Raw genomic sequence first — 22,908 nt, forward strand, 5'->3', positions numbered from 1 at the left:
ATCTCTTATTCTAAATGAAAAGACCTTCATCGATGAAGGTCTTTTCATTTACACTGCTTCTGTATCCCACTTATGATCTTGCTCTACAAATACAATACCTAATTCATGATGTCCACCTGCATATAATGCAGTTTGAGCAAGGCGAAGCTCACCGTTTGTATCTAGTACTTCTAACTTACAAAACGCCCCTGTTGTCTTAGACTGAAGCGCATCATAAAACTCTTCTGTACTTTTAGGAATCACACCGTTTACTTTCGTAATAACCTCTCCAGGCTTCAGATCCATTTCTGCACCGACTGTATTCGGAATTGTTCCTAATACAACCAATCCATCATCGCGCGCTGCAAAGTACGCTGGACGCGTTTCATCAGCAATTCGCTCTCGCATTGAAATAGTAAAGCGACCAAGCATTGCAACTCCCATTGCAATAATCGCTAAAACAGGCCACCAATAACTAACTACACCTAAAATAAGAACAAGAGTTGCCAGTCCAAATATGCGCCTTCCCGTAAACAGCAATGCTTCCGTTGGCTCCTCACTTCTAATTGTTCGCATAAAACCAATTAAAAACGGAACAAGGAATAAGGAGTACGTTTGTGAACCAACAGAAACGACTGGCCACCACGAAACAAATTGCACGACAGCATCTCCCGGCACAAGAATAAAAATTGGCACAAGCCATAAACGCTTTGATTCATGTAATCCAATATTTAAACCGCGCTTTCCTTTTCGCATTTTTGGCGTTGAATATCGCACTGCATTTTTCGAAATTAATAACCCTTCTACTACTAACATCAAGCCAAGTAAAATGGCAAGTGATACAATCGTACTTTCTTCTCCTTCTCCAAACTGTAAGAAAGAGATTGGGAGCTTAGAAGATAATAAAGCTGCTACAATCGCCACGCTAAATGTATAAGCAGCAGATAAATATCTATACCCAGCAGCTAGTCCAAATACGAGTGTCCAAATTAAAATCATCCATATGCTTGCTTGCGACATAACCAGCCCGGCTCCAACTGTTATGATGGATACAATGAATCCATATCCAACACCTGCAAATAAGGATGTTCGTAGTTCAAACCAAACATCATATACTTTAAAAGAAAAATCTTTTCGTTCTCGTAATATACGTAAATATCCAACAAAGATGCTACTTATCAAAAACACATAGACAGCAGGGTGTAAGAAAAAACGCCCAACTGCTCGCATTATCTCAAAAGACCACGCCTCCACGAACTGCTTCACCACCATTTATATCATTCTTTCTTTTTATCTTATCATAAAGTGAAACTTTAATCAGTGGAGTTTTCTCCTTCCCACCTAACTCCTTTAGAAAAGCGGAAGCGGCTCGCTCAGAATCGCAGGACGCCCGCGCCCCCGACAGAGAGGCACTTTTTGCTCGTCCGAGGGGGCGAAACGACCGGAGATTCTAGCCGCTAGAGCTGGACAATGCTTTTGCTGAATTTTGAGGTGGGAATGTTACTGTCCGCAAATAGCGCGGTAAACACATACAAAAAAATACAGGCAATAACATGCCTGTATTTCTTCCTACTTTGCCATTAATTTTAATGCAGCCTGCAGTTGCAAGTCATTTTCGCCAGAGCGGATTTTTTCGATAATTTTATTTTGAATCGCTTCAGCTGTCTTTTTATCAAGCTTTCCTGTCGCTTCCATTTCATTTGCATTTTGGAATGCTTTTAAAGCCGACTCTGTTTCTTTACTAAAGTATCCATCTTCTCGTCCAGGTACATATCCTAAACTTTTCAGCATCTCTTGCGCATGCTTCACCTGTACATCATTCGCATTATAAGAAAGTGTTTTCTCAATTTGAATTGGCGTTGCATGATAATAATCTGGTTGTTTCACTTCTACCGTTGGGGCAATTCCTTTTTTATGAATCCAATTGCCATCCGGTGTAAGCCATTTAAACATTGTCAGCTTAATATTGCTACCATCTTTAAATGGAACAGCTTGCTGAACAGTGCCTTTTCCAAATGTTTTTTCACCAACTAAATCATATCCTTCTCCTTCTTGTAATGCACCCGCTAAAATTTCTGAGGCTGATGCACTTCCTTTATCAATTAATACTGAAATTGGATATGGTTTTCTCTCTTTTAATGTAGTTGAAAATTTCTTTTTCTCACCATTTCGTTGTTCAACTTGCATCATTGGCTTTTTGTCTGTCATGATTAATCCTAAAATATCTTGTACGCTATTTAAGTAACCCCCAGGGTTACCACGCACATCAACGACAAGGCCTGTTATATCTTTCTTTTCAAGTTCTTTTAATTGATCTTTAAATTCCTTCGCTGTATTTTCAGAGAAAGATGTAATTTGAATATAACCAATATTTTTCCCCTTCTCTTCCTTTACAGAACTAAATACAGTAAAAATCGGAATCTTTTCACGTTTAATTTTAAATTCGAGTGGATCCGTCACACCAGGCCTTTTGATTTCAATAGCAACGGTCGTTCCTTTCTTACCACGAATCTTTAAGACTGCTTCTTCACGTGATAAATCTTTTACACTGTTTCCATCTACTGATAGAATTTGATCATTTGGTTTAATGCCTGCTTTTTCTGCCGGTGATCCTTTAATTGGAGAGACAATGATCAGTTTCCCGTCCGTTTTGTTCACCTCAGCACCAATACCTTCGAGCTCCGGATCAAGTGATTGCTCAAATTGTTTCGCTGTTTCTTTATCCATATACGTGGAATAAGGGTCTTTCAGCGTAGACAACATTCCTTGTATCGCACCCTCTACAAGCTTGCCGTCCTTCACGTCTTCCACATAACGCGAATCAATCAATGCATACGCTTCATTAATTTTAGCTAAATCCCCTTGCTTCGTGCCGGTATTATCATTTGAAATTGTTTGCGCCATATACGATGGATTGATTCCAAACATATACATGCCTGCAAACATTCCGCCAGCACCAATTAAAAATGCAACAACCATTCCAATAATCGCAACTCTACGTTTCAATGCGGAATTCCCCTTTCCAAAACACACAGGTGGTGTAGCAAAAGGCATCACACATTGTGTGATGCCTTTACCTATTTCTACTATATGATAAGCTTGTACGAATTATGTTTGCAACTTTTTATACTTTTAAGAAGCGACGAATTGACATTACACTTCCCCACATACCGATTAATGCACCAATTAACACTAATAAACCGGACAGTTGGAATACAAACGGACTGTATGGAAGAAGTTCGAAAATCGTTCCCCCAAGTTTTTGGTTAAACATACCTTGAAGCGAATTATAAGTAGATAAAATCACGATAATCGGGAGAATTGAACCGAGTACCCCTAAGAATAAACCTTCTAGTAAGAACGGCCAACGGATAAACCAGTTTGTCGCTCCAACAAGTTTCATAATTTCAATCTCTGTGCTTCGTGCATAAATTGTAATTTTGATTGTGTTAGAGATTAAGAACATCGCTGTGAATAATAGACCTGCAATTAACACAATCCCAATATTACGACCTGTTTTCACTGTATCAAATAACTTTTCAACTTGGCCTTTACCATATTGAACTGTACTTACAAACTGCATTTTTTCAACTTTTTTCGCAATTGTAGCTGTATCTGTTGGCTCTTTTGCTTTTACAATAAATACGTTTTTAAGTGGATTATCTTGCTCAAACAACTCGAACGTTTTTCCGCTGTCACCTAAGCTTTTAATCAAACGTTTTAACTCTTCTTCTTTAGAAGAATATTTAACAGAATCTACTTTAGCAATTTTGCCCAGATCTTCTTCCAATTTCTTTTGATCCGCCTCTTTCGCTGCTGGATCAATGTGTATACGAATTTCTACATCTTGCTCCACTTTCGTTGCGAAGTGGTTCATATTCATAATCGCTGTTAAAAAGACACCTACAAGTAATAATGTAACTGTTACCGCACTTACAGAAGCAAATGTCATCCATCCATTACGGGATAGATTTTTTACACCTTCTCGTAAATGTCGACTAAGGGTTTTAGTCTTCATATCCGTATCCTCCCTCAATCTCATCTCGAACAATTTTTCCGCCTTCAATCGCAATTACACGATGACGAATTGTGTTTACGATATCTGCGTTATGTGTTGCCATAACAATCGTTGTCCCACGTTCGTTAATACGTTTAAAAATATTCATAATATCAAGTGCTGTCTCGATATCTAAGTTCCCTGTCGGCTCATCGGCAATTACAACTTTCGGCTTGTTTACAATCGCTCTTGCAATCGCTACACGCTGTTGTTCTCCACCAGAAAGCTCATTTGGAAGTGCATCTGCACGATCTTCAAGGCCTACAAGACCTAATACTTCAGTAACACGCTCACGAATTGCATCAGGTTCTTCTTCAATTACTTCTAAAGCAAACGCTACATTCTCATATACCGTTAATTTAGGTAGCAATTTAAAGTCTTGGAAAATTACGCCTAACTGACGACGAAAATATGGTACATCTCGCTCTGCTAACGTTTCAATTACAAGTCCATTCACATTGATAGATCCTGTTGTTGGTTTTTCTTCACGATACATCATCTTAATAAATGTAGATTTCCCGGCTCCACTCGGTCCAACTACGTATACAAATTCACCTTGCTTAATGTTAACTGTGAGCCCATCGATGGCTTTCATACCATTTGGATACTCCTTATAAACATTCGTCATTTTTATCATTATTTATCACCCAATACTTAATGATTTTTTTCGACATACTTTCTCTGTCTATCTGAACATGAAAGCAAAAGATTCCACTCTTACTTGCCCTCTGTTGTACTACAAATCTATAGATGTATTTCTGTTGTTTCAAAGAACAGTGAGAACATTTCCAGTCTATCACTGCTGCTTATGTACATGTTTCAGCAAAATTCTACAAACTACATTGTAACATCATTCGGTTTCCAATTCGGATACAATTTTGTTACAGTTATGTTACAGCATAAAAGAAACAAGAAAAAGCGCTATCTAACAATTCTTTTTTACCAATAAAAGATTCATCCCTAACTACCATATAACAATTTATAATATTTTATAAATATTCTCTATTAAAATATAAACTTATAATCTAGCTTTTCATAAAATGAGTACAAAATCCAGGTGAAATGAGAGGTGACTTCACTTCTTCCTACGAGGCAAAATGCACCTCTTCGTCTGAAGCTCCATCCCCCTCCTATTCTGAGCGAGCAGCTTCCGCTTTTCTTTTGTCTAGCTACTGCGGCTAAAATCTCCGGCTGTTTCACTCCCTCAGACGAGGCAAAAAACGCCTCTCTGCCGGGAGTTCCAACATCCTGCGATTTTGAGCGAGCCGCTTCCGCTTTTCTTATTTATGTTCTGCTAGCCATTCTGATACTTTTTTAGCATCCTCGCCTTGAATAATTCCTGGAGACATCATGCCACGGCCCTTTTCAATAATTTTTTCAATATCCGCCGCATCATATTTGCCACCTACTGTTCGTAAATCTGGTCCGGTTGCACCTGATAAATCATTAGCATGGCAACCTGCACAGCTTTTTTTGTAAATTTGTTCGGCACTATCCGTACTCGCTGATTGATTAGAAGACTTACTTTCCTCTTTCTTCCCGCACGCTCCTACAGCAAAAACTAATGTTGTTCCTAATGCAATAGCCAACAATTTCTTTTTCACTTATATCGCTCCCCGTTATTGATGTCCTTCTCATTATGGATGCAGCTATACTTTCATACAGCTCTCACTAGCCATTATAATAATTATCCTCTCACAGAAAAACCAACCTATAGAGGATATTTCTTACAAAAATGATGAGAAACCTACTGATACAAAGCTTCCAGCAATTGTTTCAATTCTGTGAACAGATACAAATTACTGTAAAGAACCCTTTTCTAAAAAACAGAATAAAAAAATCTTATGCAATTTCCTCATCAATTACAGCTCAGTTCTTTTATTTTCTTCTTTTTACAAAACAATATGCGACCTTGTATGATAAACCCAAGCTCATCAAAAAGAGAAGTTGTCACCCAACTTCTCTTCCTCCTTCTTCTACCACTATAGACAGGGTTATATACCTCTTTATCCCCTCTATCTCCTCACCGATAGGCCAACAGTCCGTTGGCTTTTTTCTTAAGAAATACGAGAGCGCAAATACGCATCAATAAATGGATCAATTTCTCCATCCATAACTGCTTGTACATTACCAACTTCCGTATTTGTACGATGATCTTTCACTAGAGAGTATGGGTGGAATACGTAAGAACGAATTTGACTACCCCAGCCAATTTCTTTTTGTTCACCACGGATTTCATCTAACTCTGCTTGCTGTTCTTCTAATTTCTTTTGGTATAGTTTCGCCTTCAACATTTTCATCGCATGCTCACGGTTTTTGATTTGTGAACGTTCTGATTGACAAGTTACAATCGTATTTGTCGGTATATGTGTAATACGAACGGCTGAATCTGTCGTATTAACGTGCTGTCCACCTGCACCACTTGCGCGATACGTATCTATTTTTAAATCTTCTGTACGCACTTCAATTTCAACTTCATCATTGAATTCAGGTACAACTTCACAAGATACGAATGATGTATGACGGCGACCTGAAGAATCGAATGGTGAAATACGTACAAGACGATGTACACCTTTCTCCGCTTTCAAGTAGCCATAAGCGTTATGACCTTTAATTAATAACGTTACACTCTTGATTCCAGCTTCATCACCTGGCAAATAGTCAACTGTCTCTACTTTAAATCCACGCTTTTCAGCCCATCTTGTATACATACGTAATAACATAGAACCCCAGTCTTGTGACTCTGTTCCACCTGCACCTGGATGCAGTTCTAAAATAGCATTATTCTTATCATAAGGATCACTTAATAATAACTGAAGCTCATACTCATTCATTTCTTGAACTAAAGATTTCACTTCAGATTCTAGCTCTTCATGTAAATCCTCATCGTATTCTTCTTTTAAAAGCTCGTGTGTCACTTCTAAGTTTTCAAACGTTTCATCTAACTGGCGAAACTTTCCAACCATATCTTTCAGTGCATTCGCTTCATTAATTACTGTTTGCGCACCTTGTTGGTCATCCCAAAAACCAGCGCCCATCATTGTTTCCTCTAATTCTGCAATGCGCTTTTCCTTTGCAGGAAGGTCAAAGAGACCCCCTAAAAGCCGCTAATCTCTTAGCCATTTTCTCTAATTCTTGCCTAATTTCTACTAATTCCATGCTCTTCACCTCTATGTAATTGCTTTCGCTTTTATATAAAACAAGGGAAACTCCCTCCGCTTGTTACAGAGAGAGTTTGTCCCTTTTTATTATATGGATATTCCTGAAATTTTTCCATATTGGACGTGAAACTTTACTGGTTTCACAGCAGCTAGAATACTCGGGGGCTTATCTTCTTCCTACGAGGCAAAAAACACCTCTCTGTCAGGAGCTCCATCCCCCTCACATTCTAAACGAGCTGCTTCCGCTTTTCCTTTGATCCAGTTCTGCCTCCTAGCCCCTCATGTCTAAGAACCTTCCACACAAGAAAGTACAAATCACTTTCTGTGCGAAAGAACCTTAGCCAACGGGGCTGAACAGTCGGCGCCACTTTTCTTTATTTCCCAATACCACAGCAGTTTTTATATTTTTTACCACTGCCACATTTGCATAGGTCGTTACGTCCGATTTGGTCACCTTTTACGACTGGTTTCTTTTTCGCTCCTTCACCATCATCTTTCGGATGAACTGCCTCACCTTGCGCTACTTCTTGACGCTCTAGGTTTTGTTCGATTTCTGCTTTCATAATGTAACGAGAAATCTCTTCTTCAATAGCAGCAATCATTGATTCAAACATTGAGAATCCTTCCATTTGGTATTCACGAAGTGGGTCAATTTGACCGTAAGCACGTAAATGAATACCTTCGCGAAGGTGATCCATCGCATCGATATGATCCATCCATTTCGTATCTACAACGCGGAATACAACAACCTTTTCAAATTCACGCATTTGTTCTTCAGGCAGAAGTTTTTCTCTTTCATCATAGCGCTCCATCAACTTGGCAATGATTGGTTCGCTCATTTCTTCCGGCGCAAGACGACGTAATTCCTCTTCTTTTACATCCCCTTCTTCAAGAAGGTTTGTATTTAAGTAGTCAATTAGACCTTTAATGTTCCAATCTTCTTCAATTTCCTCTTGTGTATGAAGAGCAACGGCACGTTCTACAGTAGATTTCATCATCCCTTCGATAATGCCTCGTAAGTTTTCAGATTCCATTACCTCTTGACGCTGTTTATAAATAACTTCACGTTGTTGGCGAAGTACATCGTCATATTGCAGAAGTTGTTTACGTGCATCGTAGTTGTTTCCTTCTACACGTTTTTGCGCAGATTCTACAGCACGAGAAACCATTTTACTTTCAATTGGTTGTGAATCATCCATACCAAGGCGATCCATCATTGTTTTCATATTATCAGAACCGAAGCGGCGCATTAGTTCATCTTCCATTGATAAGTAGAACTGCGTCACACCAGGGTCTCCTTGACGACCAGCACGACCACGTAACTGATTATCAATACGACGGCTTTCATGGCGTTCTGTACCGATAACCGCTAGGCCACCAGCTTCTTTTACACCTTCGCCTAGTTTAATGTCTGTACCACGACCAGCCATGTTCGTCGCAATCGTTACAGAGCCTTTAAATCCTGCTTCTGTAATAATATCCGCTTCACGCGCATGGTTTTTCGCATTCAAGACGTTATGACGTACCCCTTTGCGTGTTAACATGTTTGAAATAAGTTCAGACGTTTCAATCGCAACTGTACCAACAAGAACTGGTTGTCCTTGTTTATGGCGTTTCACAATGTCCTCAACAACTGCGTTGAATTTACCTTCCATCGTTTTAAAAATTAAATCAGCACGGTCATCACGAACAATCGGTCTGTTTGTCGGGATTACAATAACATTCATATTGTAAATGTTACGGAATTCCTCTTCTTCTGTTTTCGCAGTACCCGTCATACCTGATAACTTTTCGTACATACGGAAGTAGTTTTGGAATGTAATTGTCGCAAGCGTCATACTTTCATTTTGAATTTCTACGCCTTCTTTTGCTTCAATTGCTTGGTGTAAACCTTCACTATAACGACGACCTTTCATAAGACGACCAGTGAATTGGTCTACAATTACGATTTCACCATCTTGTACAACATAATCTGTATCGCGGTGCATAACAACGTGTGCACGAAGCGCCTGATTAATATGGTGAAGAAGTGCAACATGTTTTAAGTCGAATAAGTTTTCAATATGGAAAGCTTTCTCTGCTTTCGTAATACCGTCTTCTGTTAACATGACATTTTTCGTTTTCACGTCAAAAGAATAATCTTTCTCATTTTCTAACGTACGAACAAACGCATTTGCAAACATATATAGTTCTGTTGATTTTTGTGCTTGTCCAGAAATGATAAGCGGCGTACGCGCTTCATCGACTAAGATGGAATCGACTTCATCAATAATCGCAAAATGAAGCGGACGTTGAACACGTTGCTCCTTATATAGCACCATGTTATCGCGCAAATAGTCAAAACCAAGCTCGTTGTTTGTACTATATGTAATGTCAGCAGCATAAGCAGCTTGCTTTTCCTCACGTGACATACTATTTAAGTTAATTCCTACTGTTAAGCCAAGGAACTCATGTAGTTGTCCCATTTCACCCGCATCACGCTGTGCTAAGTATTCATTGACTGTAACAACATGAACACCTTTACCTGTTAAAGCGTTCAAATAAACTGGTAAAGTAGAAGTTAACGTTTTACCTTCCCCTGTTTTCATCTCAGATATATTCCCTTCATGTAAGGCAATACCACCCATTAATTGCACAGGATAAGGGCGCATATCAAGAACGCGTGTTGCTGCTTCACGAACAACCGCAAAAGCCTCTGGTAATAAATCGTCTACTGTTTCGCCTTTTGTAAGACGCTCTTTAAATTCAATTGTTTTCCCTTTTAATTGTTCGTCAGTTAACGGTTGAATCGACGATTCTAACGCTTCTATTTGATCCACAATCTTCTGCATACGTTTAATTTGGCGCTGGTTTGCATCAAACACCTTTTTTAAAATACCGATCATAGGAAATACGCTCCTCTTTTATTAAAATAAAACTTCTGATCGTGCTCTATATTACAGTTCACTAATCAGTCGTTATAAAACGCTAATTTATTTTCTACTATTTTTTCTCCTAATTAAAAAACAAAAAAGTATAAACCTAATGATAATTGTAACACTTGTTTTATAACTATGACAACAACCGACCAAACGCGTGGTCAAAATTAGCTGAAACTTTGCTCAATAAGAATTTTATAGACTGCTTTGATTCTCACTCAATTATAAACTAGGGTAGCCCTTTCCCATCATAACGGAGTAAAAAATAAAAAAACGCAGCCTTTTACAGCTGCGTTTTCTACTTATTATTTTGTTTCAATTAAACCATATTTTCCATCTTTACGGCCATATACAACATTAGTTTCATTTGTATCGGCATTTGTGAAGACGAAGAAGTTATGTCCTAACATATCCATTTGTAAAATGGCTTCTTCAACGTCCATTGGTTTTAAGTCAAATCGTTTTGTACGTACCAGTTCTAATTCATCCTCTTTTACTTCTTCCAGAGTTGCCGCTGGTTCTGTAAGGATGAATGCAGTTTTCGGAGAACCTTTTTCACGTAATTTACGATTTACTTTTGTTTTATGTTTACGAATTTGTCGCTCAATTTTATCAACTACTAAGTCAATTGCAGCGTACATATCGCTATGAGTTTCTTCTGCACGAAGTAATAAATCTGTAAATGGAATTGTTACCTCGACACGTTGCTTGTCAGAGTATACTTTTAAATTAACTTTAATCTCTGGAAATGTATCAAAATAACGCTCTAATTTGCTCAGTTTTTTCTCTACATATTCCTTTAATGCTGGAGTTACTTCAATATTTTCACCACGAATGTTGAATTTCATAGATGAATTCCTCCTTTCAAGCCTATGTATACAGTTTCGACACCGGCTTAAAAACTCCTTCTAACTTTATTTAAAAAGTTAGCGAAATTGCAATTTTTTATCGTTTTTTGTTGAAAAGAAAAGATGCATCGTTTCTATTTACATTTTATCCTATTTACATCGTAAATAACGAATATAAGTATGTACAATTCGTTACAGAAAAGAAACAACTTTTTGACAACGCTTTCCGTAGTTTGAAAAACTGATATAAAACCATTTCTTTTAGGTACGGGGAGAAGCGGTTCGTTCCTTTTTATACCTATGCCATGTAAAAAACAAAAGGAGACAACAAGTGGAAGCCTCCTTCTGTTCTTTATAGCCGTAATTTATATGTTGGAAGATCCAATTTAATATCTATATATATAAACCGTTACCGCATACGCAACTCTATGTTTCTCACAAAACGATTCATTCAAAATTATAATTTCACAACATTCGCTGCTTGCGGTCCACGTGCACCATCTACAATGTCAAATTCCACTTGTTGCCCCTCTTCTAACGACTTATACCCATCTTGTTGAATTGCAGAAAAATGAACAAAAACATCATCACCATCTTCACGTTCGATAAAGCCAAATCCCTTTTCTGCATTAAACCATTTCACTCTTCCTTGCATGTTCTTTCCATTCCCTTCACTCTAAAAATAAGGGCATTTACCCCATATTTTGACTATAACGAATGACAACATATCAAGTCAAAGAAGTCTTGTCGTCTTTTTATTGTATCTTTCGACATGTATATATATAAATCCATCTTGATTTTTCAATATATTAGCTGCGGTTATGAAAACAAAAACAGTTCTCCACTTATTTCCTCTTTTTGTTTTCACACGGCATGGGGCGAAAAAAGGCACTGACCGCTTCTATGCATGGCCGGACGCTCTCGCTCACCTAAAAGAATGGTTTGATGTTGGTTTTTTCATTTGGATTTATATATTACCCCCGGCAAAGAGTGAGGCTCGAAACTGTTTGAGCCCCTGCATCATACAAGCACTCTGCAGCTTGCCTCAACGTAATACCTGTCGTATACACATCATCAATGAGTAACAGATGCTGACCAGCAAACGTTTCTTCCTTTTGAAAGTAAAAGGGATTTGCTACTGAAAGCCTCTCTATACGCTTTTTTTTACTTTGTTTTTCCGTATCTTTTCTACTGAAAGATGTTTGTAAAATACCGATTGGTAAACAAGATGCTAATAATTCCGCTTGATTAAAACCACGCTCATATTCCCTCTCCTTACTCAGCGGAATCGGAATAACTCCATGGCAATCTGAAAAATACTTATGAAATACAGCTATAAATTCCGTCCGAAAAACTTCAACAAGCTTAGCGTCCCCTCGAAATTTAAACCGAGCTAACACTTCCTTCATCCAATCATTATAGACGTACACAGATCGATTTTTTATAGGTAGAAACTTCATCTCTTCCTTCCATCTTACACAATCTTTGCAAAGGTTACCCTCCCTATATTCCTCCGAAAGAGACGCAAAAGGCCTGCCGCAATCCTCGCAAATTTCTCCTATAATATAGGAAAGTTTTCGTTCACACCTCTCACATATGCACCGCTTTTCAGACTGAATAAAAAAAGAATACCAGCTAACACTCTCGGAAATAGAATCATCACAAAGTAGACAATGCATTAATCTATCAACCCTTCTTGCTTCGCCCTTTTATTCATAGATTGAATATGCTTTTTCGCACGTATCATCGCTTCTGTTTTTCCATAATGAAAATAAAAGATATCGCCATCTGGCCTGTGATGACTTCTCCCTGCCCTACCAGCAATTTGTACAAGTGCACTTTCTGAAAAAACGACTTCTTCCGCTCCTAACACAGCAACTTGCAAATTCTCTACCGTCACACCACGCTCCAAAATCGTTGTCGTAACTAATAGCGGAATATTCCCTTTTCGAAAAGCCGCCACCTTTTCTTTTCGCTTTGAATCCTCTGCATGAACGCCTTCAATTCGAATATCTAATGCTTTTAATAATGTACTTACTTCATCGATATAACATACGTGGGGAACAAATAGAAAAATAGGAGATTGTTTGAGGAGATGATACTTTAACCATTTCAAAACAACAGACGGAATTTCTTTTCTCTTTAACGCCTTTTTCCAATTGCCGCACCACTGAAACCTTGGGACTGGCAAAGGATGACGGTGATAGCGCCCTGGAATGATTACACCTTTTTGTTTCCCGCTCCATAACTTACGTTTCCATGCTTCTGGCGGAGTGGCCGTTAAATAAATTTGCGCAGCATGATCTTTACTCGCTTGCTCTACCGCATAATGCAACATCTTGTCCATCGCATATGGAAAAGCATCAATTTCATCAACAATCATAACATCGAAGGTCTTATAATAACGAAGCAGTTGATGCGTTGTAGAAATGATAAGTCTCGCTTCCTTTTCACGGTCCAAACTACCACCATATAGCGCAGCAATCGGCACATCCGGAAAAACAGTTTGCAGGCGAGGAGCTAGCTCTAACACCACATCAGTCCGCGGCGTTGCAATACAAACTCGTTCTCCTTTTTTAAGCGCCTCTTCGATACCATAAAAAAGCATCTCTGTCTTACCAGCTCCGCATACTGCCCAAATAAAAAAAGATTCTTTTCGCCGCACTGCCTCTATTACTCCATTAACTGCTCGGTCCTGTCCTGGTGATAATTTACCCTCCCAACATAAAGAGTTCAGCAAACTCTCCCACTCTACATTCCGAATACCACGAACGAGAACTGTACATTCTCCCACTCGCCCCATCGTGATACATTTTCGGCAATACGTACACATCTCATTGCACCTTTTACATAAAAATGATGCAAATAATCGTTGTTCTGAATTCCCACAGCGCTGGCATACATAGCGCGAAGATTTGTTGATTACCCCTTTTACCAAAGAAATATCTCCCTGTCTTTTCAAACGATCTAGTTCATCCTTTGACAACGAAAGCTCTTCTAGTAGCATTTGTCTTCCTGCTAGTATGGTTACCCCCTCCTCTATAAAGTGAAACTTTAATCAGCCCTCACCAATCGAATTTTTACTGGTAGCCCGCCCCCACCTATCCTCCTCATTTCTCTTTGAACCTTGAGGTGGGAGGTCCTACTCCCGTTAATACGGGATAAATCCATTTTGATTTTTAAACAGATAAATCACGGCTACCTCTAACACAAGCGGACCTGCTCTCATTTTCTCTTTTTGTTTCAAACTTGGCATGGAGCTCAAAAAGGCTCTGTCCGTTTCTATGCATCGCTGGATTCTCTCTCCTATCCATTTTTGCACTTATACAGCTTTACTATAATCCCTTTTCTTTATCTCGTAAAAAACCAAAAAAGCCGATAACCTACTTTTAAAATAGTAAGCTATCGACTTTATACACGTGTTTTATTTAGTTAAAAATCTTATAATCTACCGTAACCAGCAAAATGCGCTTGGTTATAAGGACTGCTCAAGCTAGAAACCGCAATACCTTTGTCTCCAGCATGAACCATTGTACCATCACCAACAACGATACCGATGTGAGAGATACCTTTTTTATATGTGTTTGCAAAGAATACTAAATCTCCTGGTTGTGGGTTATCAACTTTTTGCGCTGAGTTATAGAAACCTTCAGCTGTTTGTCTACCTACACCAAACACATATGAAATGAATCCACTGCAGTCAAAACCACTTGGAGATGCGCCGCCCCATACATAAGGAACTCCAATAAAGCTTTTCGCTTTCCCTACTACACCTGGTGCTGGTGTCGGATTAACAACCTTATTAGTTTCTTCTTTTTTAGGCTCTTCTTTTTTTGGTTGCTCTTTTTTAGGCTCTTCTTTCTTAGTTTCTTCTTTAGCTGGTGCAGCAGCTTCTTGTGCTGGCGCTGCTTGAGCTGCTTGTTGTTTCTGTGCTTCTTCAGCTTGTTTCTTCGCAGCTGCCTCTTGAGCCGCTTTTTCTTGTGCTTCTTGCTCAGCTATACGTTGTAATTGTAACGCTTGTAACTCAAGCTCTTTTAATTGACTTTCCGTGCTAGTCATGTTGTTTACAACTGTATCCATCTTACCGCTTAAGTCGTTTACTGCTTCTTGTTTTTTCGCTTTTTCAGCGTCAAGTTCTTTCTTGGCAGTTTCGATTTTTGCTTGTGCTTCTTTTAATTCTTTTTGTTTTGCTTTTACCGTTTCAACGTCTTTTTTCACAGTTGCTTGATCTTCTTGTTGTGTTTTCATGATATCTTCATCAGATTCAAGAATTTTAGAAACAGAAGTTAAACGATCTACTAAATCTGCAATGTTTTTAGAGTTTACAACAACTTCTGTTACAACGTTCGTATTTGGTTGCTCTTGAAGCGCTACTAAACGCTTTCTTAATAAATCTTCACGTTTTGCAATTTTCGTTTGTAATTCTGCAATATTTTGATTTTTCTTCTCGATTAACGCTTGTGCTTCTTCAACTTTTTTCGTTGTTTCGTCAAGCTTTGCAGCGTTTTCTTGAACAGACTTATCTAAACCTTGAACTGTTTTATTTAATTCATTCATTTGTTTTTGAAGCTCATCACGTTCTTGTTGTTGTTTATGTAAAGTGTCATTTTGTGCGTTAATTTCTGTTTTTACGTCCTCAATCTTTTCCGCAAACACACTTGGTGTTACTACTGAAAACATCATAAATCCTGCAGCCAATGCGCAAGATGCCATTTTTAGCTTTTTCATTTTGTTTTTTACACCGCTTTCCTTTATTTTATTTTCCGTATATAATCTATTAAAATTTATACCATATTTCAGGGGATATTTTACCAATGTTACGCTTTTGTAAAATAAATGTAATATTGTGTTTGTAATTTCCTGACACCCTTCATCTAATCCTGTACTTTCTTGTAGAATCTTAAGAAAATCACACTATTTTTCTAGCCAATTGTCATAGATTTGTTACAAAAAGAAAAAAACACAAGAAAGGTTTCTTGTGTTTTTTCATAAGAAAATACTCTATTATTTCACCCATTTTTCAGCCCAGTTTTGGACTTCATTCATAACGCTTTCTAATGCTTTCCCTTTATCTGTTAATCCGTATTCGATTCTAACAGGTACTTCTGGATAAACATTACGAACAACTACACCTTCACTCTCTAATTCCTTTAAACGCTCTGACAACATACGATCACTCATATTTGGGATAATATCCGCAATTTCTCTAAATCGTTTCGGCTCTTCTAACAAAGATTTAATAATTAAACCCGTCCACTTTTTACTAAGCAGTGTAAAAGCCGATTCAAACTTTGGACATAAACAAGAATTATGCTCCATATGTTTCACCTCTCCTTTATTATAAAATAGTTTCTTATAAAAAGTAAGCAATAAAACTTTCCTCATTTTAGGTTATGTACCATTTTATCACTTCCAAATATTAACTTGTCAAACATGCATACGTATATCCGTAAAAAAACTCTCTACAAAAAGAGAGCTTTTACACTTTTATTATTTTGTATACCAACCTAGACCTAGTGATCCCTCTCCTAAATGCGTTCCAATTACAGCACCAAAATAACTGATGCGGATTGTAACATGAGGGTACTTTTCCTCTAGCTCTTGCTGCCACTCTTTCGCTTCCTCTTCACGATTTGCGTGAATGATAACAGCTTCCATTGGCATACCTTTACTCGCATGTTCATCAAAGATTTCAACGATACGCTTTAATGCCTTTTTGCGCGTGCGAATTTTTTCAAACGGAATAATCACTTTGTCTCTAAAATATAACACTGGCTTTACTTGTAATAAGCTACCGATAAATGCTTGTGCGCTATTTAAACGACCACCACGTTGTAAATGATGCAAGTCATCCACAACAAAATAAGCATCTATTGTTTGTTTCATTTCATCAAACCGGGCTAAAATTTCTTCTGGCGCTTTTCCTTCGCTCGCCATTTTCGCACCTTCACGCACATAAAAACCTTGTACTTCACAACTAATTTCAGAATCATACGTATATACGTCAATCCCTTGAACCATTTGCCCTGCTGTTGTTGCCGTTTGATACGTACCACTAATTCCACTTGAAAGGTGGATACTAATAACCGCATCATATTCTTTTGCCAATTCTTCAAATAGCTCCACAAATTTCCCAATTGCTGGTTGAGAAGTCTTCGGAAGTTCTTCATGTTCACGTACTTTCACATAAAAATCATTCGCTGTAATTTCTGCTTCTTCTTGATAAGAGTTCGTCCCAAAAATTACATTTAACGGAATCATATGTATATTGAGTTCTTCACGAATATGCTTCGGTATATATGCTGTACTATCCGTAACAATAGCTGTTCTCATTTTCGTACCTGCCTTATAAAAAAGTTTTTATTTCCTAATTTTACACGAAAATAGGAAAAGGTGCATTAATGTATGAAAAATGCCGATTTAAGATTATAATCAACACTTGGGTAAATTACAATAAAAACGTTATGTTTATAATATAATTTGCTATATTTCTACAAAAAATGTTTGAATCTGAAAACTAGCCCTTTTACAATAAAAAGTACTAGTCATTTTGGAAGATAGGGGCGTATACCATTGCTATTACAATATTTAACAATCAAAGGCTACGGTGAACACGAAATTGTCATTCAAAAGTCACGGTTTATTTGCTACGTGAGCCGAGCGAAAACAGAAGAAGAAGCACAAGAATTTATTCAAAAAATAAAAAAACAACACTGGAACGCAACACATAACTGCTCTGCCTATTTAATTGGTGAACACGATCAAATTCAAAAGGCAAATGATGACGGTGAACCGAGCGGAACCGCTGGTGTTCCTATTTTAGAGGTATTAAAAAAGCGCGGGCTAAAAGATACAGTTGTTGTCGTCACACGTTATTTTGGCGGTATCAAACTTGGTGCTGGCGGTTTAATTCGCGCATATGGAAAATGTACAAGCGAAGGTCTTAATCACGTCGGAATTGTAGAGCGAAAACTAATGCGCATTATAAAGACAGAAGTTGATTATACGCTGCTCGGTAAAGTTGAAAATGAATTACGTCACTCAGCCTACGCGATTAAAGATATACATTACTTAGAAAATGTTACATTCGATACTTATGTAGAAGAAAATCAAAAACAAATTTTTACTGACTGGATGATTGAATTAACAAATGGGAAATGTACAATAAAAGAAGACAACATGTTGTATTTAGAACAAGACATTGGGCAACAATAACATATAATTTTAAAGGAGATTATGTATGGAAGAGCGTTATCATCATCTCCAGAAGAGAAGAATTAAAAAGAAGCGTAGACGTAGATTTTTCATCTATCTCATTTTTATAGGACTAATCGGCAGCGTAGGACTCTACATGTTTAATTCCTATTCTTCTCTCATGGAGATGTATAGTGGCTTCACTCGTGATAAATCAAAATTGCGTGCGGAAGATGTAGAAATCACAAAAGAACCTTTCAGCGTCCTTATTATGGGAATTGAAGATTATGCGACTGATGGACAAAACGGACGAACAGATTCGCTTATGTTCGCAACAATTAACCCAAAAACAAAAAATGTTTCTATCATGAGTATTCCACGTGACTCACGCGTTACGATCGCTGGAAAAAATAAAAAAGACAAAATTAACGCAGCACATGCTTACGGCGGAGAAAAAATGGCATTAGAAACGGTCGAAAACTTTTTACATGTTCCTGTTGACCATTATATTAAAATCGATTTCAAAGGCTTTAAAGGTATTGTTGATGCTGTTGGTGGCATTACCGTCGATGTTCCTTTCGATTTCGAAGAACGGTCTGATATAGATTACTATAAGCTGATTCAATTTAAACAAGGACAGCAAGAGTTAAATGGGGAAGAAGCATTGGCTTATGTCCGCATGCGAAAGCAAGATCCAAATGGAGATTACGGCCGCGCCACAAGGCAACGACAAGTACTTGCTGCAGTTGTCCATAAATTAAATTCTGCTTCCACAGTCTTTAAAATTAAAGACTTGGCAGAAGTTGTTGGAAAATATGTAAAAACTGATGTACCTGTGTCTGATGGACTTGCCTTATACAATAAATTATCTGGATTTGATCCTTCGAACATCCAGACGCTCAAATTAGAAGGTGAGGATAAAAAACTAAACGATATTTATTACTTTATTCCAGATGAGATGAACCTTCAAACTGTTCGTAATGAAATTTTGAAAAACTTAGGACAAGATAATACAAACGCAAATTCTACAACCAATTCAAGTTCTAACTCTAATACAGAGTCCACAAACTCATCTACTAAGACAAAAGAACAAGAGCCTCCTCCGTCTACGAACGCGAATGCGGAATGGTTAATGCGAAATCATCAGCAAAATTAAAGACTGCACAAAAAAGAGCCACTCTCTATCATTAGATATGAGGAGCGGCTCTTTTTTTTACTTACTTTTTATTAAAATATTGTAAAATTGCTTCTACAATACGCTCTGAAGCAAGACCGTCACCATAAGGGTTAGATGCTTGCGCCATTTTGTCATGCGCTTCTTTGTTAGATAATAATTCATCTGCAAGTGTAAAGATTGTTTCTTCGTCTGTACCTGCTAATTTTAAAGTTCCTGCTTCAATACCTTCCGGACGTTCCGTTGTATCTCGAAGAACAAGAACCGGTACACCAAGAGAAGGTGCTTCCTCTTGTACACCACCAGAATCTGTTAGCATTAAGTACGAACGCGCTGCAACATTGTGGAAATCAATTACATCTAGCGGTTCAATTAAATGAATGCGGTTATGTTCTCCTAAAATATCGTTAGCTGTTTCACGTACAACAGGATTCATATGAACTGGATATACAACTTGTACATCTTCGTATTTTTCAACAAGGCGTTTAATTGCACGGAACATATTGCGCATTGGTTCACCTAAATTTTCACGACGATGCGCTGTCATAAGTACAAGTCGGTCATTTCCAAGTTTCTCTAGTACCGGATGACTATACTCTTCTTTTACTGTCGTTTTTAGAGCATCAATTGCTGTGTTTCCTGTTACAAAAATACGAGATTCATTTTTATTTTCTTGTTGCAAGTTCGTTGCTGATTTCGCTGTAGGAGAGAAATGAAGATCTGCCATCACACCTGTTAATTGACGGTTCATTTCTTCCGGATATGGAGAATATTTATCCCATGTACGAAGTCCAGCTTCAACATGGCCGATTGGAATTTGATTATAGAAAGCAGCAAGGCTCGCAATAAAAGTAGTTGTTGTATCACCGTGTACAAGAACGATATCTGGCTTTGCTTCCTTCATTACTTTATCTAAACCCTCTAGGCCACGTGTTGTAATATCAATTAATGTTTGACGGTCTTTCATAATATTTAAATCAAAATCCGGCGTAATTCCAAAGATATCTAATACTTGATCTAGCATTTGACGATGCTGCGCTGTCACTGTCACAATGGATTCAATTTGCTCAGGATGTTTTTGCAACTCTAACACAAGAGGTGCCATTTTAATCGCTTCTGGACGTGTTCCGAAAATTGTCATTACTTTTAAACGTTCAGTCATTTCACTGCCTCTTTTCTTTCACTAGTTACAATATATGCTATATAAATACAAGTTAAAAAAACCGATACAAACCTTCCTTTTTTGGTGGGAAGAGAGCGTCCAGCCATGCATAGTAGCGGTCAGATCCTCTTTTAGCCCCATGCCGAGTGAAAACAAATGGAGAACACGAGTGGAAGTCTCTTTTTATTTTCATAGCCGCGACTTTTATGCCGGAAAATCAACATGGATTTATATACAATTCAAGTTGAAAACTAACACAAAACCTTCCCTTTTAGATGGGAGAGAGCTTCCGTCTATGCATAGAAGCGGTCAGATCCTCTTTTTACCCATGCCAAGTGAAAACTAAAAAAACGAGTGGAGATCTTCTTTTGTTTTCATAGCAGCGATTTATATGCCAGCAAATCAATATGGATTTATATAGTATTGTTACACTCACCATTATATATGAGAACACAAAAGGACAAAAGAAAGCTTTCTTAATAGACGGTAGAAACTCTTCTATTACAAACGCTCTTTCTTCCAATGGAATAGTAATCCATTCTATGTTTCTTAATATCCTCCCCAGTATAACAATTTCTCCCATCAACTAAAATAGGTTCACGCATAAGTTTCACATACCTTTCTAGTGGATACGTACGTATGCATTCCCAATCAGTTACGATAAACACTGCTTCTGCCCCTGTGACTGCCTCATCTAGATCCGTTGTGTATTTTATTTCATCTCCAAACAACTGCTGCACATGCAAAATAGCTTGTGGATCATATGCAATTACGTTTGCCCCCATCTCTATTAACTCCTTTATAATGGGAAGAGACGGTGCCTCTCTAATATCATCTGTACTCGGCTTAAAAGCCACCCCTAACACTGCAATCCGCTTGCCTCTCATATCCATTACACTTCTTGCTTTCCGAACAAGTAACATTTGTTGTTTGTTGTTCACTTCAATTACTGCTTTTAACAACCGAAAATCATGTGCAACATTACCTGCAATTTGGACGAGAGCATTTGTATCTTTTGGGAAACATGAACCACCATAACCAATACCTGCTTGTAAGAATTGAGAACCAATTCGCTGATCCATTCCCATACCACCTGCTACCTCTAACACATCTGCGCCTACCTTCTCACATATATTAGAAATTTCATTTATAAAACTAATTTTCGTAGCCAAAAAAGCATTTGAAGCATATTTAATCATTTCAGCACTGCGGATATCTGTAACAAACGTTTCAATTAGCAGCTTACTGTATAACTTCTTTACCTTTTGTGCAATTTCTTTTGTCTCCGCCCCTATCACGATTCGATCACCATGGAAAAAGTCATGTATACCAGAACCTTCCCGCAAAAACTCTGGATTGGATACGATATGTATAATATGTCGTCCTTGCAGCTTCTCTTGAATCCATTCTTTCATTTGATTGTTCGTACCAACCGGAACCGTACTTTTTGTAATTATGATCACATCTGAATTTGTATATATACCAATTTCATAACAACTATTACGAATATATGTTAAGTCTGCCGTTCCATCCGTTAAAGACGGTGTGCCAACTGCAACAAATATGAAATCTACATGTTTAAATGCTTCTATTGGATTTGATGTAAATACTAGCCGCCTTTCTTGGACCGCTGCATCTACTAATTGTTCTAGGCCAGGTTCATAAATTGGCATTTCTCCTTGCTTCATTCGTGCGATTTTCCCTTGGTCTATATCAAAACAAATAACATCATGGCCCAATGTCGCTAATCCCACTCCAGTAATTAATCCAACATATCCGGTACCTATTACCGTAATTTTCATTAGATTTTCCGCACAGGACCCTTAACATTTTGTGAAAATACTGTATGAAAGTAGCAAGACAAGAAATGTACATTTTTTGTGAATGACAACACTCCTGTGCTTCCTCCTTTCATTCTAAAAATGAATATAAGGCAATGTCTTTCAGTTACTCTTTTTCTGATATAAAGTGAAACTTTAATCAGCCCTCACCAATCGGGCTGTTACGGGCAGTAATACTCCCACCTACCTTCTTTGCTTTCGTCGAATTTTAAGGTGGGAGTATTACTGCCCGTTAATGCGGGACAAAGCGAAATGAAATATGATATGAGCTCTTACTCCCTATTATATGAGACGTCTGCTCTATTCTTTTTTAAGATTTTGTAAAATAACGCTCTCCATTTAGACACGTTTCTTTACAAACCACTTTATTACTGGCACATTTAACGTTTCCATATTTTAACGCGAAACGTACGTATTTTAACGTGTAACACTTATAATAAAGAAAATTGGTCAAATCCTACCATCCCTACTAGGAACAGACTTATATATGTCATCATTCTGTACTTTAGTTTCAAAACCCTGCGATATAAGTGAATGATAAAATATATTATAACCTCCTTGCACGACATTACGT

Annotated in this window: 18 protein-coding genes; 2 read left to right on the plus strand and 16 right to left on the minus strand. The window is 37.8% G+C overall.

All coding sequences use genetic code 11. The features are described 5' to 3' along the window. Positions 1-48: 48 nt before the first annotated feature. From KFD70_RS04070 to KFD70_RS04135, 14 genes are all read right to left on the minus strand, one after another. On the minus strand, positions 49-1,251 hold the full coding sequence (locus tag KFD70_RS04070; RefSeq protein WP_336451660.1) for a PDZ domain-containing protein: 1,203 nt from the start codon (positions 1,249-1,251) through the stop codon (positions 49-51). A gap of 297 nt (positions 1,252-1,548) precedes the next feature. After that, on the minus strand, positions 1,549-2,985 hold the full coding sequence (locus KFD70_RS04075; protein WP_479846052.1) for a S41 family peptidase: 1,437 nt from the start codon (positions 2,983-2,985) through the stop codon (positions 1,549-1,551). 118 nt (positions 2,986-3,103) lie between these two features. Further along, on the minus strand, positions 3,104-3,997 hold the full coding sequence (ftsX, locus tag KFD70_RS04080) for a permease-like cell division protein FtsX (protein WP_336451658.1): 894 nt from the start codon (positions 3,995-3,997) through the stop codon (positions 3,104-3,106). Continuing rightward, positions 3,987-4,673 carry a cell division ATP-binding protein FtsE gene (gene ftsE, locus KFD70_RS04085; protein WP_336451657.1) on the minus strand — a complete coding sequence of 229 codons (687 nt, stop codon included), beginning with the start codon at positions 4,671-4,673 and terminating at the stop codon, positions 3,987-3,989. The genes ftsX and ftsE overlap by 11 nt, the downstream gene beginning before the upstream one ends. A gap of 643 nt (positions 4,674-5,316) precedes the next feature. Further along, entirely contained in the window at positions 5,317-5,640 is a 324-nt protein-coding gene (gene cccB / locus KFD70_RS04090) for a cytochrome c551 (RefSeq protein WP_336451656.1), read from the minus strand. A gap of 453 nt (positions 5,641-6,093) precedes the next feature. Further along, positions 6,094-7,195, minus strand: a protein-coding gene (prfB, locus tag KFD70_RS04095; RefSeq protein ID WP_336451655.1) for a peptide chain release factor 2 whose coding sequence is annotated in 2 segments (ribosomal slippage) — positions 6,094-7,122 and positions 7,124-7,195 — 1,101 coding nt in all. Because the reading frame shifts where the segments join, the coding sequence is not laid out codon by codon here. Positions 7,196-7,571: 376 nt separating this feature from the next. Next, complete coding sequence (secA, locus tag KFD70_RS04100) at positions 7,572-10,082, minus strand: preprotein translocase subunit SecA (RefSeq protein WP_336451654.1); 2,511 nt, start codon at positions 10,080-10,082, stop codon at positions 7,572-7,574. A gap of 338 nt (positions 10,083-10,420) precedes the next feature. Further along, positions 10,421-10,963: a ribosome hibernation-promoting factor, HPF/YfiA family gene (hpf, locus tag KFD70_RS04105; RefSeq protein WP_336451653.1), complete on the minus strand. Its 543-nt coding sequence runs from the start codon at positions 10,961-10,963 to the stop codon at positions 10,421-10,423. Positions 10,964-11,420: 457 nt separating this feature from the next. Continuing rightward, a complete protein-coding gene (gene cspC, locus KFD70_RS04110) occupies positions 11,421-11,618 on the minus strand; it encodes a cold shock protein CspC (protein WP_001990088.1) in 198 nt (65 codons plus the stop codon). Between the two features lie 319 nt (positions 11,619-11,937). After that, positions 11,938-12,642, minus strand: a complete 705-nt coding sequence (locus KFD70_RS04115; protein ID WP_336451652.1) for a ComFC family protein — start codon at positions 12,640-12,642, stop codon at positions 11,938-11,940. Continuing rightward, positions 12,642-13,988, minus strand: coding sequence for an ATP-dependent helicase ComFA (locus KFD70_RS04120; RefSeq protein WP_489618137.1), 1,347 nt, complete (start codon positions 13,986-13,988; stop codon positions 12,642-12,644). The genes KFD70_RS04115 and KFD70_RS04120 overlap by 1 nt, the downstream gene beginning before the upstream one ends. 416 nt (positions 13,989-14,404) lie before the next feature. Beyond that, complete coding sequence (locus KFD70_RS04125) at positions 14,405-15,691, minus strand: C40 family peptidase (protein WP_336451650.1); 1,287 nt, start codon at positions 15,689-15,691, stop codon at positions 14,405-14,407. A gap of 276 nt (positions 15,692-15,967) precedes the next feature. Next, positions 15,968-16,282 carry a winged helix-turn-helix transcriptional regulator gene (locus KFD70_RS04130; protein ID WP_016112543.1) on the minus strand — a complete coding sequence of 105 codons (315 nt, stop codon included), beginning with the start codon at positions 16,280-16,282 and terminating at the stop codon, positions 15,968-15,970. A 171-nt stretch (positions 16,283-16,453) separates the two neighbouring features. Next, positions 16,454-17,296 carry a DegV family protein gene (locus tag KFD70_RS04135; protein WP_336451649.1) on the minus strand — a complete coding sequence of 281 codons (843 nt, stop codon included), beginning with the start codon at positions 17,294-17,296 and terminating at the stop codon, positions 16,454-16,456. A 240-nt stretch (positions 17,297-17,536) separates the two neighbouring features. Between KFD70_RS04135 and KFD70_RS04140 the strand changes: the two genes are divergently transcribed. Beyond that, positions 17,537-18,178 (plus strand): YigZ family protein, encoded by a 642-nt coding sequence (locus KFD70_RS04140; protein ID WP_336451648.1) that lies wholly within the window; start codon positions 17,537-17,539, stop codon positions 18,176-18,178. Positions 18,179-18,203: 25 nt separating this feature from the next. Continuing rightward, positions 18,204-19,313 (plus strand): LCP family protein, encoded by a 1,110-nt coding sequence (locus tag KFD70_RS04145; protein WP_336451647.1) that lies wholly within the window; start codon positions 18,204-18,206, stop codon positions 19,311-19,313. 61 nt (positions 19,314-19,374) lie between these two features. Here KFD70_RS04145 and wecB read toward each other — a convergent pair whose 3' ends face one another. After that, positions 19,375-20,493 (minus strand): non-hydrolyzing UDP-N-acetylglucosamine 2-epimerase, encoded by a 1,119-nt coding sequence (gene wecB / locus KFD70_RS04150; RefSeq protein WP_336451646.1) that lies wholly within the window; start codon positions 20,491-20,493, stop codon positions 19,375-19,377. 476 nt (positions 20,494-20,969) lie between these two features. Beyond that, positions 20,970-22,295 (minus strand): UDP-glucose dehydrogenase family protein, encoded by a 1,326-nt coding sequence (locus KFD70_RS04155; RefSeq protein ID WP_336451645.1) that lies wholly within the window; start codon positions 22,293-22,295, stop codon positions 20,970-20,972. Positions 22,296-22,908 lie beyond the last annotated feature (613 nt).

The sequence above is a fragment of the Bacillus pfraonensis genome, assembly GCF_050768835.1.
Taxonomy (GTDB): Bacteria; Bacillota; Bacilli; order Bacillales; family Bacillaceae_G; genus Bacillus_A; species Bacillus_A pfraonensis.